The following is a 15169-nucleotide window of genomic DNA, read 5'->3' as shown; positions in this document are numbered from 1 at the left end:
CATGACACCCTATCGACCCTTGCTCCTGCCTTCGATGACCTTTTTTCACCAACTCCTTTTTCAGATACCTTATCGCTCCATTGAGCATAGGTCTTCTGAAGGTTTTTTAACTCCTTTGGTCTAAATTACCCATTTACTACCGATAATTTACCAATTTAGACCATTTCCGTTAATTTTATTTTCAAATATCACACGAGAACGAACTTTTTCAGAGAGTCCACTATCCAACCCCTTGACTCCCTAAATGAATGGCATCTCACTATTCCTCATAAACCTGTGTTCTCACACGAGACGGAACCATGATTTCGTGGGTGAATCCTTAAAGGAATGCCATGAGATTCATATGGTTATGATTATAACCTGTCAAATCTCACAACAGGTTCCTTATATCTCATGTCGACCCTACGAACTTCCGACTTTTACCCAAATACATAGATAGTGATTCATAAAAAAAGAGGAACTTCGTAAAGTCCCTCTAAAAACACCTGTGCTCTATTGGTTGCTGACAATGACAAAAGCGTCCTCCAAGAGTTCCTGTTCTTCGTCTGTGAACTCGAAGTCTTTGGTTCTAAGCTTCGTGTACAGCAACGCGATGGCTCTGTCAATGACGCTCTCGTGTTCCTCTCCCACTTCGGAATACTCCAATTCCTGAGCAGTAAGGAAGAACCGTTCCTCAATGGTGAATCCGACATCTCTCACGGTTACCACCAAGTAATCCTAATGACATATTCTATGAGATTGGCGAAATACAGGTCTTCCCTGCAATCGTAGTCAATCTCATTGGACTTCAGCCATCTCTTTATTCTCTCGTACACCTTTTCGTCTGTCAAGACAATCTCCATTGCGACATCGTCAAACTCAATTCTGTCAATGTTTTCGCACTTGACCTCGTCAATTTCCAAATACATAATCAATCTCTCCTGTTATCTCACCAAAACAATAAAATAAAATGGTAGAGATTATTAGAAATCCCTACAGATAATTTCTCTCTTCTGCTCGTCTGTTATGCTTCCGTCTGCAATGCAGGTCTCCAAGTACAACAGATAATCGACTTGATCAAAGGTGAGTCCACCTTCTGCAAGTATCATCTCAATTTCCTCACCGAGTTCCTTCAAACTTAGTTTCATCATCTAAATCTCCTCCGTTCAATCATTCCTCAATCAGTTCTGCACCGTTCTTCAGTGCGAAATCCTGTGCTTCCTTACGAGATGAGAATTTATACTTGACTACAAAACTCAATCCGACTGAATCGTAGACTTCTCTCCTTGCAGTCAGGTCATCATAAAGATACAATAAATCCATCAAATCTCTCCTATTCTCCTTTCCTCTCTACAACTTTGAACCTGTCCTCACCATATATTAGTGCCAGACCTGAGCCGTTCTCCCATCTCACATGGATTTGACCTATATCGTCAACGAAGAGTATTTCTCCTCTGGTTCCACTAGGTGGAGCCTGTGCATCGTCCATATGAACCAGTTCGACAACGTCTCCGACATGATACATCTTTTTGACAAATTCTTTCTTCTGTCCGAACATTCTCAACACTTCCTCTCTAGTTCCTGATTATGTCTCCAATTCTCACCCTTTCAAAGTACAAATCTCGTTCTATCTTACCATATGATACGGTTATCCCATTGATTTTGATTGGTATCTTAAGGTTCTCCAACTCAGACAATGAGAAGTAACCGTACTCGTTGAATTCAGGGGTTATCGGTGATTCTACATATCCGAAGAAAAGGTAATCACCATTCTCCTGTTTCTCTGCCTCCAATACATACCAAGTTCCCAATCCGTAAGGGTTGAAGAACTTCATCACCACTATCGCGTCATCTCCTTTTCCGTCTTGGGAATAGAAAGGGAAGGATTTGAGTTTCCCTTCCATTTCCCTAGTCATCAGTTCCATCTAAATTCCTCCTCTTAGTCTGCAACCATGATTGCTTAGATCCTCTTTTCTCAAGCTTTCCTCACCGTTGTAACAACATCTGAAGCCGTCCTCAAAGTGATACAAATCCATTCCAAATGGAGAATTGGACTTCCAGTCAATCACCTTGATTGGTTCGTTCTCTCTTAACATCTCACAATTATCGCAAGGGCATTCCATAGTCTCACCTTCTACCACCAACTGCAATACTCAAAGTACAGGTATCTGTCGTCTTTAAGCACTTCGTCTATTTTCTCGACGGTGTACTGCAAATCGTAGTAGTACCATTCGTCATAGTCTATCGCACCAAAGAAGAAACCAGGTCTTGTTGGGAGAAGTTCCTCTGCCTTGTCATTGTCTGCGAGCACTGCTCTGCATAGGTCTCTTAGTTCCTCTAACTGTTCTCTGCTTACTGAGTGTGGTTGGCAGTTGTCCTCTCCGTCCTGAGCGTTGACTACGAACCAGTTGTGTACCTGATTGGACTTTCTCCAGTAAATCACCTGTTCTCTTACATTCTCTCCGTCTTGTTCAAATATTCCTTCCAAAAACATGTCTAATCCCATATCATCACCGTTCTAACAATCTATCATGTATATCTTCAAATCTTTTATCTCCATTTGGCTTAGGTAAAGAGAGCTAATCTCCATACCTATCTCAAGTATTGCTCCGTTCTCATGGTAGACGAATTCCTTGCAATGAAAACAGAAGCAATTGCATTCTATCACTATGCTCCAGTTGCGAACACAGGGAGCAACCTTTGCGATGTAGAAATCACCGCAATCGGTTAGGCTCATGTACTCTCCGTTCTCATTCACCTTCCAGTAGGTGTCGAACAGGGTCTCAACGAATTCGTCCACTCAGAACTCCTCCTCGTCCCAGTCATCGTACTCTTCCCACTCATCGTCGGAATCATCGTAGTCCTCACAGGTTCCTTCGCGAATCTCAACATTGCCTTCGTCATCGTCTATGATGACAACGAAATCGACGTCATCGTCGAACTCAACGGTTTTCTCACCGTGCTCGTCCTCAAAAGTAACTTTCATCACCATTCTATCACATCTCCTATAAAATCTCGTTCAATACTCCATTAAGACACAGTCAATCAGGTGATTCCTAAAGATTTGGAAGTCATCGCCACCATTCTCAACTATCTCTTTCTTCAAAAGTTTCTTCCAGTCATTCCAACCAAGATTCTCATGTTGCTCTAACCAGTTCTCCTTATAGTCCTCCACAAAATACTCATTCCACAATATCTCAACGATATCGTCCTTGCTCCCCTTCTTCAAAGGCACAGCAATGAAGATCTCATTGCAGAAGGTGAGTCCTTTCCTCTCTTGTCGAGAGACAAATTCAACAACCTGCTCTCTGGTGAGTTCACCAGTTTCCATTTCTTCAAAATTGTCCAAGACATAATCTTCAAAACTCATTCTAGGTCTCCTTAGATGTCTCCAAAAATATCAACTTTCCTGTAACTTATATAGTCAATCACCAGTTCTCTTACATTCTCAGGTGAGATGACACCATAAGAATTGAGAACGATGGCAACCAATATCAAATCTCCACTAGAGAATAATGCTAAAAGGAGATAATCCACTGAGAAGTTATCTCCAATTGCCTTCAACCAATTCACCACTTTTCTCACCCTCCAATCAATATGACTTGAGACTTCCCTGTGTAGCAGTTCCTGTCTTCTATGATGAACACTTCCTCAAGGTTGACTCCGTCATCGACAGCCTCTCCAATGGTGTCATATAAGACAACACTATATAATAGGAAATCTCGGAGATTAGTGGTGATTCTACCGTCTGCTTCAAAGGAACAGAAGTGCTCCACTATCTCTCCAACTGCTCTGTTGGTCAATATCCTGCTGCTACCGTCTCCATTGCGATAGAAGCTCTCGACCATGTCTGCTATTTCGTTCTCGCACAAATCCACAAAAACCATACAAAAACCACCTAAATTACCCATTCAATGTATCCTAATTCCCCTAAATTGTGGGTTTTCAACAAAATTGAGAACTCTCCGTCCTCGTAGGTTATTAATAACTCAAATTCTTCGTCCTCTAATACAATCTCATCTATCTCTGAGGTTGCAAAAGCCAGGTCTGTGGTGTAGCACCTGACTGCAACTGTCGGATTGTCATAGACCAACGCATCACCGATGACGATGTCAATCAGGTTCACGTTTCCACGGTACAAAACATCTACTAATATTTTATTTTGGTTAATGACGTTGATTGCGTCCATATTCTCACCTCAAAAGTAACGAGAAAGGAGATTAAAACTCCTTATGGTTAATCTCGTTTTGTCTAATGATTCTGCACAATACATTGACGAATTTCTTAAACTCTTTTATTAGGAATTCGCAATGAACGGTGCAGTCACCTTCTTTCAACTGCTCAAGTACATCCTCGGTTATATCCTCGTATTCCTCAAGAGAATACCAGAACTCGTTGATGACTTCCTCGAATCTTTTGTCTAACCTTTCCATTGCTTCTTTAAGTTCCTCTCTGTGAGGCTTATAGGTAACAGTCCTTTCTAAGTACTTCTCGATTTCCTCCAAATCACTAAAGAATCTTCCTAAGTAATAGAAGTAGGTCTCAACGTCTCTCCAGTGATAGTAGTAGGATTCACCGTATTTTTCCTTAGCCTCTTTGATTCTTTCCTCTCTCACCTCGTTGTAGGATTCGTAGGTAGGATAGTCAACTGCTCCTTGACGAGCAAGGGAGTAAGTGTTGACTCCTGCCTCTCTAATTCGACTGTCTAGTGTCTTGATTTCTTCTTGTTGATAATAGGTTCTCTCTACGACTCTTAACATGAAATCGCCTCTCTGTGCTTCCTTCTTTCTCTCCTAAACGGACGGAAACACAATAAAAGTTATTTTATTCGTATAGATATAAATGTTTTGGACAAAATAAGAAAGAATAACGCTCCGTTAAGAGAATAAATTCAAATATACAGGTTTGAGGAAGGTTGGAGCAACCACGCTCAGTTTTACACTTGTAAGGTAACTCAATTCTGTTCTAACCAACGAGATACTAGTCTTTTACCGGTTTGAAAGTATTACTCGTGGGTGCAAAAATAATAACGTCTAACCGGTTCGTCAGTGGTCTTGGTGGGGAAAGACGGTCAGATCTTTAAGCTATATGAAAAAACCCGATATAGCCCAACTCTGAATAAAGAACAACCAATCTAACCAGTTGAGAACGTGAAAAACAGTAATACTTTTTTGGTAAACCGTAATTAAAAAGTATTACTCAGCTCTCGACAATTCAACCGATTGAAGAGGAATCAAGGGATTCTCATTGGTCTCTGAAGGGGTTTTTGAACGTTTTTTGAAATTCCTTATTTTCACTAGACATGGTGGAAAAAAAGCATGAAATCATGAAAAACTTTCCCTTCTTATAATATAAGGTGGAAAAATAGAAAAGTTGTAAAAAATTTTTGAAAAGTTTGTAAAAAAAGAAAAAATTGAGAGGAAAAATGAAAATTCTAGTCCTCTCCTAAAATGATTTTGAAGTTAGGAAATCTCTCGAAGAACTCAGCCAGTTCCCTGTTGTAGATTTCAATAAGTCGGTTTTCCTGCTCATATTCTGAAGCCATGTGCATGATTCTGACATCATTCTTCCTGCGATTCTCATATGTTTCGCTCAATTGCTCCCTGATGTCATCTGTCAGGAGATACTCCAATCCTTTCTCGTCAGCGTCATTGTAATGCTCGACTGGAATCTCCAAGTTCAGAATGTCCAGATACTGAGGAGGAGCGAATCCGCTCAGCAGGCAGGTCTTCCTGATTTCCATGTAGTTTTCAAAGTACTTCTCATCGTCTATCATGAACTTTATGTTCTCAATGATCCTATCGTAATTCATCCTATCCTCTCCTAACCTATCGGTGTCTGTATGATAATCTTGTTGACCTCATCCACCAAAAGTCTTTGGAACCTTTGGTCTGGAGCGAAGTTGAGCTCATACTCCCAGTCTCCTCCTCTCGCTCTCCTGAGGAAGTTTCCCAAGAACAGTGCATTCTGATCCGAACCGTCGGGAATGACAGTGATTATCTGCCAATACTTGCCGTCATTCGAGTCTCCATGGATGAAGTTGAACTTCATCTTTCCCTTGAGGGCTCCTGTGGAAGTTGAGAAATGGGACTTTGAAGTGATGATGAGCTTGTCGATTCCGTCATCATCATACAGGCTTGTCTGAACCCTATATGAAGCGATGTCTCCTTTCAGCTTAGCCTCCTTGATGATCTTCACGAACTCAGGGTGCCTTTGAGCCAGCCCTCCTCTAGGAGCCATGCCGTTCCGCAGGTCAACGTTCAGACCCATTCCGCTGGTTGTGGCAAACCTGCTGCTGTAGTTGCTCAGCCTCCAGACCTTTGCATCACCGTATTTCCTGGCAATGTCCTCGAGCTGATACATGAAATGGTCATATGAGTCATCTCCAAGGAAGTCATATCTCTTTCCGTCAATGGTTACGGATTTCAGCCTGTGATAGTACTGGTTCCTGCGGTAGTTGCTGTTGTATATTGCAATCCTCTCAAACTCGATTTTCGTTCCGTCAGGATACACTAGGCTCTCAAATTCCCTTTCTCCTATAAGACCTTGATGGTCTATGTCGGTCACAATCGCATTCTTTCCTCTCTCAAGAGGATTTACATTGCCGTTTAGATGTATGTTTTGGTTATGGCTGCTCATCAGATCCTCTATTGTCGGCATCTCGAAGTTTGGAATGTCTATCAGATCCTCCTCAGTGAACTCGGTCATTCCGACAGGAGCCATCTTGCCGAGAGGCATTAAAAATGGAAGTGTGGTGCACCTGCAATTGATCCATTGCGATATGCTTCCCTGCCTGTCTCCAGGATACATCAAGCCGTTGCTGAATGCAGTCCCGACCTTGACAATCTTTCCGTGCATCTTCCTGTGGTCTGCCTGTGGAGTCTCCCTGACTCTCTCGTCCTGAGCGGTCCACCACTGCTGGTACTCGACTCCCAATTCATCATAGACATCATAGGCACCATCATTCTGTGCTGAGTTGATTTCAGTCCTTGCAATCCTCTGTGCCTCCCATGATTTCAGTCCGCTGTACTCGACGGTCAGCCTGTCCTTTGCCTCGTCGATTCCCAATCCTTCATTGTAGCTTCGAGTGATGTTTTTCATTATCTTGCTGTCGACCCTGTCCATGGTGTGGGCTGAAGCCTGAAAGACCTTGTTGTTGAGATTGTACCTTATGGTTGGGTCTGGCTTGAAGAGGTCCTCAAGCCTTGTGATGTTGACGTCCGCCTTTATGCTCATGGCTTCAATTTGCCTGTTGAATCTCCTTTCGGTGGCTTCCCTTCCTTTCATGTATGAGACTTTGCAGTACTTGAACAGGATGTCATAGTATTCCTGCCGGCTCTCCTGTATGATGTCTGAAACCTTGTTCAGATGGAAAAGTCCCAGTTCGCTTTCCCAGTGCTCCTCCATGACCTTGTGGATTTTCCTCTCAAGCCTTCTGAAGAAGTCAGCAATCTCCCTACTGCATTGCTCTTCTAGTATCAAACGCCTTCTGTATTCTCTCTTGATATTCTGAATCTGCCTCTTTGAATGACGCACCTTCAGCGCCATCATCACCAATCGGTCTCTTGCCTCCAAGCTGTTCATCAAAATCACCTGCGTCCTTCATCAAGTCATTCTCCAAGCTGTCAAGAACTGTCTCTGCCTCCATCGGCACATCACCGCCATTCCATACATTCTCCAACGGAACATTGTTGAGATAGTATTCGTCCAGAAACGGATTGTCCGAAGCCGTAAGACCGAACCTTTCGCCTATGTTCTCAATGATTTGCCTTGGAGTGATTGAAGCCATCAGGAACAGCTCCTTCATTATGGCAATGTCTGTGGTGTAGTCCCTTGTGTCATGTTCCGTTATCTTGAATCTCCAGTCCCTTATCTTAAAGTCATTCCTGATTACCTGGTTGATTAGAAACTCATCGTTGAACCTGATTGGTAGCACCACATCGTTCTTGTAGTTTATGGTGGCTCCCTCTATATTGCTTCCACCCAAACTACCTGTCTCGTTTATTCCGACTTTGTATGGAGGAACCCTATGCGCATGGATAACTTCATCCCTGTTATCCTGCCTGAAGAGTCTGAAGCTCGCTTCCTTGGTCTCGACACTTAGAGGCTTCAGTTCAATCTCAACATTACCTTCCTCTCCCTCGGATGGGACAAGAATGGTAACTGCACTGTGAGGGTTCTTGATGGCTTGCTTCAGTTGCTGTGAAATCTTCCACTTGAGAGTCTTTGTAACGTCATATTCAGGATTCTTGGTTCCGTCCTCCAAGAACTCCTCCTGGTCATAGTCCACGAAGTCTCCACTTACCAAGACTGCAAATGATGGCATTCCATAGTTCTTGAAGAAGCTGGTATTGTATTTGGAACGGCTTATGTCGCTGTAGATTGCAGGTATCGCTCCCACAATCTTAGGCAATCCGTAGTACTTGCTCTTTGTGGTGTACTCCATGGTCCACAATAGCTCGTTTGCCCTTTCCTCCTTGCTTAAGGAATTGTATGGGTGGAACTCTCCTGTCTCGGAATGGACATCACATAGGTTTCCATCTTTATCATAGTTCTTTCCATAGATCACAAACCAGACAGTCTTTGTTCCTACTCTCTGCTTCACTCTCTTGCCGTCGCTTGTCCTTCTCAATGTATAGGAAGATATGTGGGACAGGTTCACAGGTTCTGATTTGGATTTGTCCTTTCTGATCAGTTCCAATGCTCCGTAGCCTGTCGCTCTCCTGTCATAGTTCATCATGTACAGCAGTTCATTGATGTTGGGCTCAATGTTCTCCAAGAAATTGGTTAATTTAGGCTTGTTAAGTTCCTTCTCATTCTCACCTGTTACAGGAACAATGTCATAACCTATTCCTGCGCTGTCTCTAGCGACAACATCAACACAATTCTCATGATAAGTGTTGATTTCCAATAGCTCACACAGCTGCAAAGGGTCGTACAATGGCTCAAGCAAGGTGTCATCATATTCCCATCCGTCAGTCTTAAGCTGCTTGCTTCCAGTTTCGTCAGCTTCGCTTTTGATGGCATACCTTTCCAGGACATCTGCCTCAACAATGTCATAGGACCCGTCTTCAGTAGTAACAACAAAAGCGTCTGCTTTAGATTTTCTACTCAATAAAATTTCCTCCTAAAAAATAGTATATTCAATATTCATGGTGGAAAATAAGGAGAAATAATAAAGTTTATAGATACACAAAAATATAATAGAAAATAATTAGTAAAGAGTGTGATATTATGGCTGATTGGCAAGATGAAAAAATATGTCGTAAATGTGGATATGAATCAGAACCAAATAAATATGAGTTTTGCCCAAAATGTGGAACACAACTCATTAAAAAAACTAAAAATATTGAAATAAACATGATATATGCAGAAATAATGGGTTTAACTGATGAATATAAGAAATACGGACAATTAGAAAAATGTGAAGAAATATTAGAATGCTACAACAAAATAATAGAACTATACCCAACAGAAGAATCATGGAATAAAAAAGGTATTTTTTTATATGGCTTAATAAGATATGAAGAAGCAATAGAATGCTTTGATAAAGGTATAGAAATATGCCCAACAGACGAAACATTATGGACTAATAAATTTTTTTGTTTATCTAAATTAAACAGATCTGAAGAAGCAAAAGAATGCCTAGATAAAATAATAAATATAATTTCCTATAAAGCAAAAAAGTTATATCATAACTTCGAATATGAAAAAGCATTGGAATATTATGACAGAGCAATAGAAATAGACTCTTACGATGACTATATTTGGCTTTATAAAGCAAAATGTCTAGAAGAACTAATGAAATACGGAGAAGCAATTGAATGCTACGATAAAGTAAGAGAACTAATCAGTGATGCTTACGATGTGTGGGGTTATCATGTATATGACTTAAGAAACCTAAAGAAATACATAGAATCAATAGAATGCAACAAACCAATAGAAATAGACTTAATTAATAGATATTACTTGAATGGAGCAAGCTTTAAAATATTAAAAAAATATGAAGAAGCAATAGAATTTTATGACAAAGTAATAGAAATAAACCCAAATTATAACTCTTCCATAAGTAAAAAGGCAGAATGCTTAATAAAATTAGGAAGATATGAAGAAGCATTGGAATGCTACAACAAAGCAATAGAAAATAATCAGTACTATGAAGATCATTGGGTTTTTAAAGCAGAATGCTTAATAAAATTAGGAAGATATGAAGAAGCAATAGAATTGTATAACAATCTTATAATAAGTAACCAAATAGGGATAAATCCAACCATTGGATATAGTTGGAATAGAAAAGTCGAATGTTATGACAAACTAATTGAAATAAACTCTTCATCCGAAGTATTATGGGTGGATAAAGGTAATTGTTATTATAGTTTGGAAAGATATTCTGAAGCAATAAATTGTTACAACAAAGCAATAGAAATAAACCCTTCATCCGAAAGAGCATGGCATAACAAAGGACATATTTTAGAGAGATTAAGAAAATATGAAGAAGCTATAGAATGCCATAACAAAGCGATAGAAATAAACCCTTCATCCGAAGAACATTGGTACAACAAAGGCGTAAATTGTTCATTTTTAGGAAGATATGAAGAAGCATTAGAGTGCTATGAGAAAACAATAGAACTAAACTCATCATATGTGAATGCATGGCATAACAAAGGATTATGTTTAGATAAATTAGGAAGATATGGAGAAGCAATAGAATGCTACAAGAAGGAAGAAGAACTAAATACTATTAAAATTGGAGGGCGTAAATTTAACTTTAACTCTTCTTATAAGTCTTAGCAAATTATAAATAGTGTGATAATATGAAATGTCCTAAGTGTAAAGAAACATATGATGATAATTTCAAATTCTGCCCATACTGTGGTGAAGAGAAACCTGAACCTAAAATATGTCCTACTTGTGAAATGGACCCAAGTACAGAATTCAATTTTTGTCCTGAATGTGGAACAGAACTTGTATCTAAATCCCAATGGGAAGAATTAAAAAGAAAAGAAGAATTAAATAAGTTAAACGAACAATTAAAAAAATATGATCTTTTAGACGAAAAATCATTGAAATACCTTGACAAAGCAATAGAACTAGAACCAGAAAATATTAGATATTTGGAAGACAAAGCATATCTCTTACGTTATTTAGGAAGATATGAAGAAGCAATAGAATGCTATGACAAACTAATAGAACTAGAACCAAAAGAATATTTTCATAAGGACTATAAAGGAGATTGCCTATACGCTCTAAAAAAATATGAAGAGACACTCGACATTTCATACGGCAGTGAAGGGAGTCTAAACGGAGGATTTTTTTTAGAAAAAATAGCAATGGAGTTAATTACAACTAACCAAGAAGAAGAGGCAATCAAATATATTGAAAAATATATAGAACTTAATCCAAACGATGCCTTTCGTTGGAAAATGAAAGTATCGTGCTTATCGGGCTTACAAAGATATGAAGAAGAAATAGAATGCTATGACAAACTAATAGAACTACAACATTATGATCCAATTTATTGGATTAGAAAAGGAGATTGCCTATACGCTCTAAAAAAATATGAAGAAGCTTTAAATTGTTATGATGAAGTGATAGAACAAGATAAAGAAAATGAAGATTCTTGGATAAAAACATCAATTTTATGGACAAATAAAGGAAAATGTTTAGAAAAATTAGGTAGAGATGAAGAAGCTAAAGAATGTTATGAAAAGGCAAAATCTTTAAAAGATTAAGCCTTAACTCTCCTTCTAGGTCTAGTCCAAAACCTGCAAGAGCCAGTTATGGTGTCAACTATATCATCCTCACCGCCATCCTCACCTGTAAATGCCACCAGCTGATCAATCAACTTGTTGTTCCAGTGAGCAGGAACCATCTTTATCCTTCTGTCCTCTGCAAGACCCTCCAAGTCAAAAGCTCTAACTTTTTTACTAACCTGTACTTTATCTGCACGGATATTATAACCTCTTAAATCTTCTTCTCTACGGAACTTTTTTATCAATAATTTTGAACCGCTTCCAGGCTCCTGCTCGACCATCACACGAGTCTGCTTTCCATCTTTCTTACAAAGCCTTTTAAATGTTTTCAATACTTTAAGACTAGAGAACTTTCCAGCAACAAGATCCAAGACATACAGATATTCCCCATCATAACTGGTTAAGATAGCAGAAGTTCCGTCTCCAGCGTCTCCGCTAGCACCGAAATCCCAATATCTGAGCTGTGGCAAGTCCTTAGGAATGTCTTTAGGGTCAATAAGACAGGTGAGCTTGTGGTTGACCTCGTCCTGAAACCATTCTCTCTTGAATATCTCACCATCACGCTCTACAGGCTGTCCTTGATAAATACTATTAAAGAGGTATGAGCCCATGCTTCTCTTTTCAGCCATGAGCCACTCATAGTCTCTCTGCTCTTCCCAAAGCACTTCGCCTATCTTTCTTCCGAGAATGTCATCCTCGCTGTCGCAGATTGCAGGAAGGTTGAAGTCAACCCATGTGTTAGGGTCGATTGAACCGCCGTTCCTTAAAATCCTGAATGCGTCATTTGCAGGGATTGTCGGCTCTGTCTCCTTTATGATTCCATGCAAATCCTTTAAATGCAATCTTTGTGCAATGACAATCTTGATGGGAGGCAATCCGTTGCTTCTCCTCTGGACCCTTGACTTGATGGTTCCTCCCCACCAGTCCTTGAGCTTGGCTTGACGTACCTTGGATTCGGCTTCGGCAACGTTCTTGATAGGGTCATCGACAATAAGGAGACCTGCACCATATCCCATGATTGAACCGCCGGCACCTGCACTCAACATCTGTCCGCGATAAGGCTCATTCAACTTAAATTTATTCTTTGCCTTACTATCAGACCTGATGGTCGGCTTGTACGGTGAAAGGTAGCCGTAATGATTTACAATGTCCTTCACCTGTCCGCCGAACTCGCTAGCCAAGCCCTGGGAATAGCTTGAAAGGATGACCTGCTCATTAGGGAAATATGATAAAAAATAGCTGCAGAAGTTCTTACTAATGAGTGTGGACTTTCCGTGCCTTGAGGGAACTCCCAGCAATATGCCGCTCACTCGTCCCTGAATTGCATATTGCAGAAGCTCTATTATCAGGACATCAAAGTCCCTAGGCTTCCAGAATCCGTTGTTTATGTAAATGCTCCATCTTCCAAGACCCATTGTTCCGTGAGCATTCACCCTGTTTGCAGCTGTCATACATCATACTTCACTTTTCTTCAATCATTCTTCTCATGTATTCCAATTCGTTTTCCATAAATTCGTCGCTTGTTATGTCCACTTCGACCCTTTTCTCCAATTCTATCTTGCTCTCGCTTTCGATGTCTGCCTCAAGGCTTGTCTCCTTGATTTCGGTCGGCTTGCCAATCATCAGCAGTATCTCGTTCAGGGTTGTGCTGTGGGCTTTGCTGTTCCTTTCATATGCATGAGCCTTGCTTGTGGGCTTGGTCGTCATGTCGGTCTCGATGTCATTCATATTCTTGTTGTAGTATTCGAGCCGTTTCCTTAAATTCGGAAGCTCGGATTCGACAAGTTCATCGTAAAACTTCTCTTTCCTTAACCGTTTCTTCAGGATTATGTGTTCATCGTATGCCTCTGCCCTTTCAACCCAGTTCCATGTTGTTGAGTATGTGTGCAGTTGCCTGATATACCCATCTTTCTTGCCAAGCCTCTTGCACAATACCTTCATGCTCCGTGGCTTATCCATCAGCAGATATTCGCTGAAGTACTCGAATGCGGCTATCGGCTCGAGCTTTCCGTTCTCGTCCCTCTGCCTTTCCCAAGGTTCAGGCATTATTCCTCACCTATGAGTCCTTTCTAGCCCAAGCGATAGACTTGTAGGTCAATGGCTGCATGACCACTTCCCAGGTTACCTTGACAACGTACTGCATGAATATGAACAGCAATATGGAACTGTTTGGCACGATTCCGTAGTAGGCTATGCTGCTGCATATGCAGCTGTCGCAGAGCTCACCTCCAAGGGTGGATCCGATTGTCCTCATGAACAGGTACTTGCTGTTGGTCCATTTTTTGATTAAGACCATCAATCTGGCATTCACGAACTGTCCCACCAAGTATGCTATGAACCCTGCAAGCACGATTCTAGGAGTGAATCCGAACATGTAGGCATACGCTTCCTGACCTGTCCAATAGCTCGGATACGGCATGTAGACGGTCAATGTGGTCGCAACGACCATCAATACGTTGGCAAGGAGCCCCAGCAATATGACCCTTCGGGCTGTCCTCTCTCCATAGACTTCTGTAATCACGTCTGCCATAAGGTATCCTAATGGGAACAAAAGGTTTCCGCAGTCGGTTGTCAGTCCCCAAAATCCTAAGTTGAACACTTTAATAGCCAATAGATTGCTTATCAGGTTGCTCACAACAAAGAGAGTGACGAAAATCACCTTCTTGTCATGGAAGCTGAACTTCAAATATGGCTTTATCTCGTTAATCATGATAATGTCTCCATTTCTTATAGTACTCTTCCTGTATCTTCATCCACTTGATGTATGACAGCACAGCCAAATCGCCTCTCCTTTCGGTTGCGAACTTGGAGTCGAGCTTCTTCTGCCCTAGCCTTGCATAGAGTATAGTCTGTAGCCAGCTGCTGCTGTCGACGCTGTCGAAGGGAACTTTATCCAAGACTTTCCTTCTTGTCAGACCCAATCCGTGAATCCTGCACCCGTTCCTGTGGGCATAGTTCACGAAGTGTATGAACTGGTGGTCCTTGACGTCCTCGTTCCTCCATCCGCTTATGCTGACGAACTTGTAGTCTTGGCACATCTGCTTGAAGTCCTTGATACCACGGTTCTTGTGCCATACTGGTATCACCTTGTCCGTTACCTCTTCCATGACTGACCTAAGCTCCAAGACCTTGTCATATCCCAGCAGGTTGTCGACGTCCATCTCGAAGTATCCGTGGACCTTCTCGTTGTCCGTATCCTGTATGAAGTCGGCGTACTGCTTGGTGAACCTGTCCCAGTCAACCTTCTTTCCCTTCTGGAAGCTGTGCGCTCCGCTGTCTATCAAGACGCTCTTTGAAGCCTTCCTGATGATGTCATAGTCCTCCATCTTCTTCAAGGTCAGGAGATAGTAGTAGCTGAACAGGTTCCAGTGCAGTCTTTTAGCAACGGGCAGGAGCCTTATGATGTCCTCGCTCATGGTGTCTGCTGCCGCCAAGTA

At 41.1% G+C, this 15169-nt stretch carries 24 protein-coding genes; 4 read left to right on the top strand and 20 right to left on the bottom strand.

Annotation, left to right across the window (positions count from 1 at the left end; all coding sequences use genetic code 11):
* Positions 1-307 precede the first annotated feature (307 nt).
* Positions 308-439 (top strand): hypothetical protein, encoded by a 132-nt coding sequence (locus tag QZU90_RS00605; protein WP_296854830.1) that lies wholly within the window; start codon positions 308-310, stop codon positions 437-439.
* A gap of 523 nt (positions 440-962) precedes the next feature.
* Here the strand turns inward: QZU90_RS00605 and QZU90_RS00600 are convergent.
* The 16 genes from QZU90_RS00600 to QZU90_RS00525 all read right to left on the bottom strand — a co-directional run bounded on the left by QZU90_RS00600 (position 963) and on the right by QZU90_RS00525 (position 9094).
* A complete protein-coding gene (locus tag QZU90_RS00600) occupies positions 963-1130 on the bottom strand; it encodes a hypothetical protein (RefSeq protein ID WP_296854827.1) in 168 nt (55 codons plus the stop codon).
* A 19-nt stretch (positions 1131-1149) separates the two neighbouring features.
* Positions 1150-1302, bottom strand: coding sequence for a hypothetical protein (locus QZU90_RS00595; RefSeq protein WP_296854825.1), 153 nt, complete (start codon positions 1300-1302; stop codon positions 1150-1152).
* 10 nt (positions 1303-1312) lie between these two features.
* Positions 1313-1537: a DUF4314 domain-containing protein gene (locus QZU90_RS00590; RefSeq protein WP_012955107.1), complete on the bottom strand. Its 225-nt coding sequence runs from the start codon at positions 1535-1537 to the stop codon at positions 1313-1315.
* 16 nt (positions 1538-1553) lie between these two features.
* Positions 1554-1895, bottom strand: a complete 342-nt coding sequence (locus tag QZU90_RS00585; protein ID WP_296855313.1) for a DUF2958 domain-containing protein — start codon at positions 1893-1895, stop codon at positions 1554-1556.
* Positions 1896-1904: 9 nt separating this feature from the next.
* The gene (locus QZU90_RS00580) at positions 1905-2102 is read right to left on the bottom strand and encodes a hypothetical protein (RefSeq protein ID WP_012955105.1); all 198 of its coding nucleotides are present in this window, start codon (positions 2100-2102) and stop codon (positions 1905-1907) included.
* 11 nt (positions 2103-2113) lie between these two features.
* Positions 2114-2485, bottom strand: a complete 372-nt coding sequence (locus QZU90_RS00575) for a hypothetical protein (RefSeq protein WP_012955104.1) — start codon at positions 2483-2485, stop codon at positions 2114-2116.
* A gap of 12 nt (positions 2486-2497) precedes the next feature.
* Entirely contained in the window at positions 2498-2779 is a 282-nt protein-coding gene (locus QZU90_RS00570) for a hypothetical protein (RefSeq protein ID WP_012955103.1), read from the bottom strand.
* On the bottom strand, positions 2780-2971 hold the full coding sequence (locus QZU90_RS00565) for a hypothetical protein (RefSeq protein WP_296854807.1): 192 nt from the start codon (positions 2969-2971) through the stop codon (positions 2780-2782).
* A gap of 27 nt (positions 2972-2998) precedes the next feature.
* Entirely contained in the window at positions 2999-3349 is a 351-nt protein-coding gene (locus tag QZU90_RS00560) for a hypothetical protein (protein WP_296854805.1), read from the bottom strand.
* Positions 3350-3360: 11 nt separating this feature from the next.
* Positions 3361-3555 carry a hypothetical protein gene (locus QZU90_RS00555; protein ID WP_296854804.1) on the bottom strand — a complete coding sequence of 65 codons (195 nt, stop codon included), beginning with the start codon at positions 3553-3555 and terminating at the stop codon, positions 3361-3363.
* Positions 3556-3560: 5 nt separating this feature from the next.
* Entirely contained in the window at positions 3561-3857 is a 297-nt protein-coding gene (locus tag QZU90_RS00550) for a hypothetical protein (RefSeq protein ID WP_296854802.1), read from the bottom strand.
* Positions 3858-3877: 20 nt separating this feature from the next.
* Entirely contained in the window at positions 3878-4168 is a 291-nt protein-coding gene (locus tag QZU90_RS00545; protein WP_296854801.1) for a hypothetical protein, read from the bottom strand.
* Between the two features lie 31 nt (positions 4169-4199).
* Positions 4200-4739 carry a hypothetical protein gene (locus tag QZU90_RS00540; protein ID WP_296854799.1) on the bottom strand — a complete coding sequence of 180 codons (540 nt, stop codon included), beginning with the start codon at positions 4737-4739 and terminating at the stop codon, positions 4200-4202.
* 674 nt (positions 4740-5413) lie between these two features.
* Positions 5414-5656 carry a hypothetical protein gene (locus QZU90_RS00535; protein ID WP_296854798.1) on the bottom strand — a complete coding sequence of 81 codons (243 nt, stop codon included), beginning with the start codon at positions 5654-5656 and terminating at the stop codon, positions 5414-5416.
* 146 nt (positions 5657-5802) lie between these two features.
* Positions 5803-7554: a phage minor head protein gene (locus QZU90_RS00530; protein ID WP_296855311.1), complete on the bottom strand. Its 1752-nt coding sequence runs from the start codon at positions 7552-7554 to the stop codon at positions 5803-5805.
* The gene (locus QZU90_RS00525) at positions 7436-9094 is read right to left on the bottom strand and encodes a phage portal protein (protein WP_296854796.1); all 1659 of its coding nucleotides are present in this window, start codon (positions 9092-9094) and stop codon (positions 7436-7438) included. Before QZU90_RS00525 ends, QZU90_RS00530 begins: the two co-directional genes overlap by 119 nt.
* Before the next feature lie 119 nt (positions 9095-9213).
* Between QZU90_RS00525 and QZU90_RS00520 the strand changes: the two genes are divergently transcribed.
* Positions 9214-10770 (top strand): tetratricopeptide repeat protein, encoded by a 1557-nt coding sequence (locus QZU90_RS00520; RefSeq protein WP_296854795.1) that lies wholly within the window; start codon positions 9214-9216, stop codon positions 10768-10770.
* A 23-nt stretch (positions 10771-10793) separates the two neighbouring features.
* Entirely contained in the window at positions 10794-11711 is a 918-nt protein-coding gene (locus QZU90_RS00515) for a tetratricopeptide repeat protein (RefSeq protein WP_296854794.1), read from the top strand.
* Here the strand turns inward: QZU90_RS00515 and QZU90_RS00510 are convergent.
* Positions 11708-12778, bottom strand: a complete 1071-nt coding sequence (locus QZU90_RS00510) for a terminase large subunit (protein ID WP_296854792.1) — start codon at positions 12776-12778, stop codon at positions 11708-11710. The genes QZU90_RS00515 and QZU90_RS00510 overlap by 4 nt on opposite strands.
* Before the next feature lie 282 nt (positions 12779-13060).
* Between QZU90_RS00510 and QZU90_RS00505 the strand changes: the two genes are divergently transcribed.
* Positions 13061-13243: a hypothetical protein gene (locus QZU90_RS00505; RefSeq protein WP_296854791.1), complete on the top strand. Its 183-nt coding sequence runs from the start codon at positions 13061-13063 to the stop codon at positions 13241-13243.
* Here QZU90_RS00505 and QZU90_RS00500 read toward each other — a convergent pair.
* The 3 genes from QZU90_RS00500 to QZU90_RS00490 are packed head-to-tail and all read right to left on the bottom strand — an operon-like array spanning position 13194 to position 15166.
* A complete protein-coding gene (locus QZU90_RS00500; protein WP_296854789.1) occupies positions 13194-13778 on the bottom strand; it encodes a hypothetical protein in 585 nt (194 codons plus the stop codon). The genes QZU90_RS00505 and QZU90_RS00500 overlap by 50 nt on opposite strands.
* A 10-nt stretch (positions 13779-13788) precedes the next feature.
* Positions 13789-14442, bottom strand: a complete 654-nt coding sequence (locus QZU90_RS00495; RefSeq protein ID WP_296854787.1) for a queuosine precursor transporter — start codon at positions 14440-14442, stop codon at positions 13789-13791.
* Positions 14435-15166, bottom strand: coding sequence for a hypothetical protein (locus QZU90_RS00490; protein ID WP_296854786.1), 732 nt, complete (start codon positions 15164-15166; stop codon positions 14435-14437). The genes QZU90_RS00495 and QZU90_RS00490 overlap by 8 nt, the downstream gene beginning before the upstream one ends.
* Positions 15167-15169 lie beyond the last annotated feature (3 nt).

The organism is uncultured Methanobrevibacter sp., from assembly GCF_902784195.1.
Classification (GTDB): domain Archaea; phylum Methanobacteriota; class Methanobacteria; order Methanobacteriales; family Methanobacteriaceae; genus Methanobrevibacter.
The sequence above is the reverse complement of the archived record's forward strand: the minus strand, read 5'-3'. Positions and strand labels throughout refer to the sequence as shown.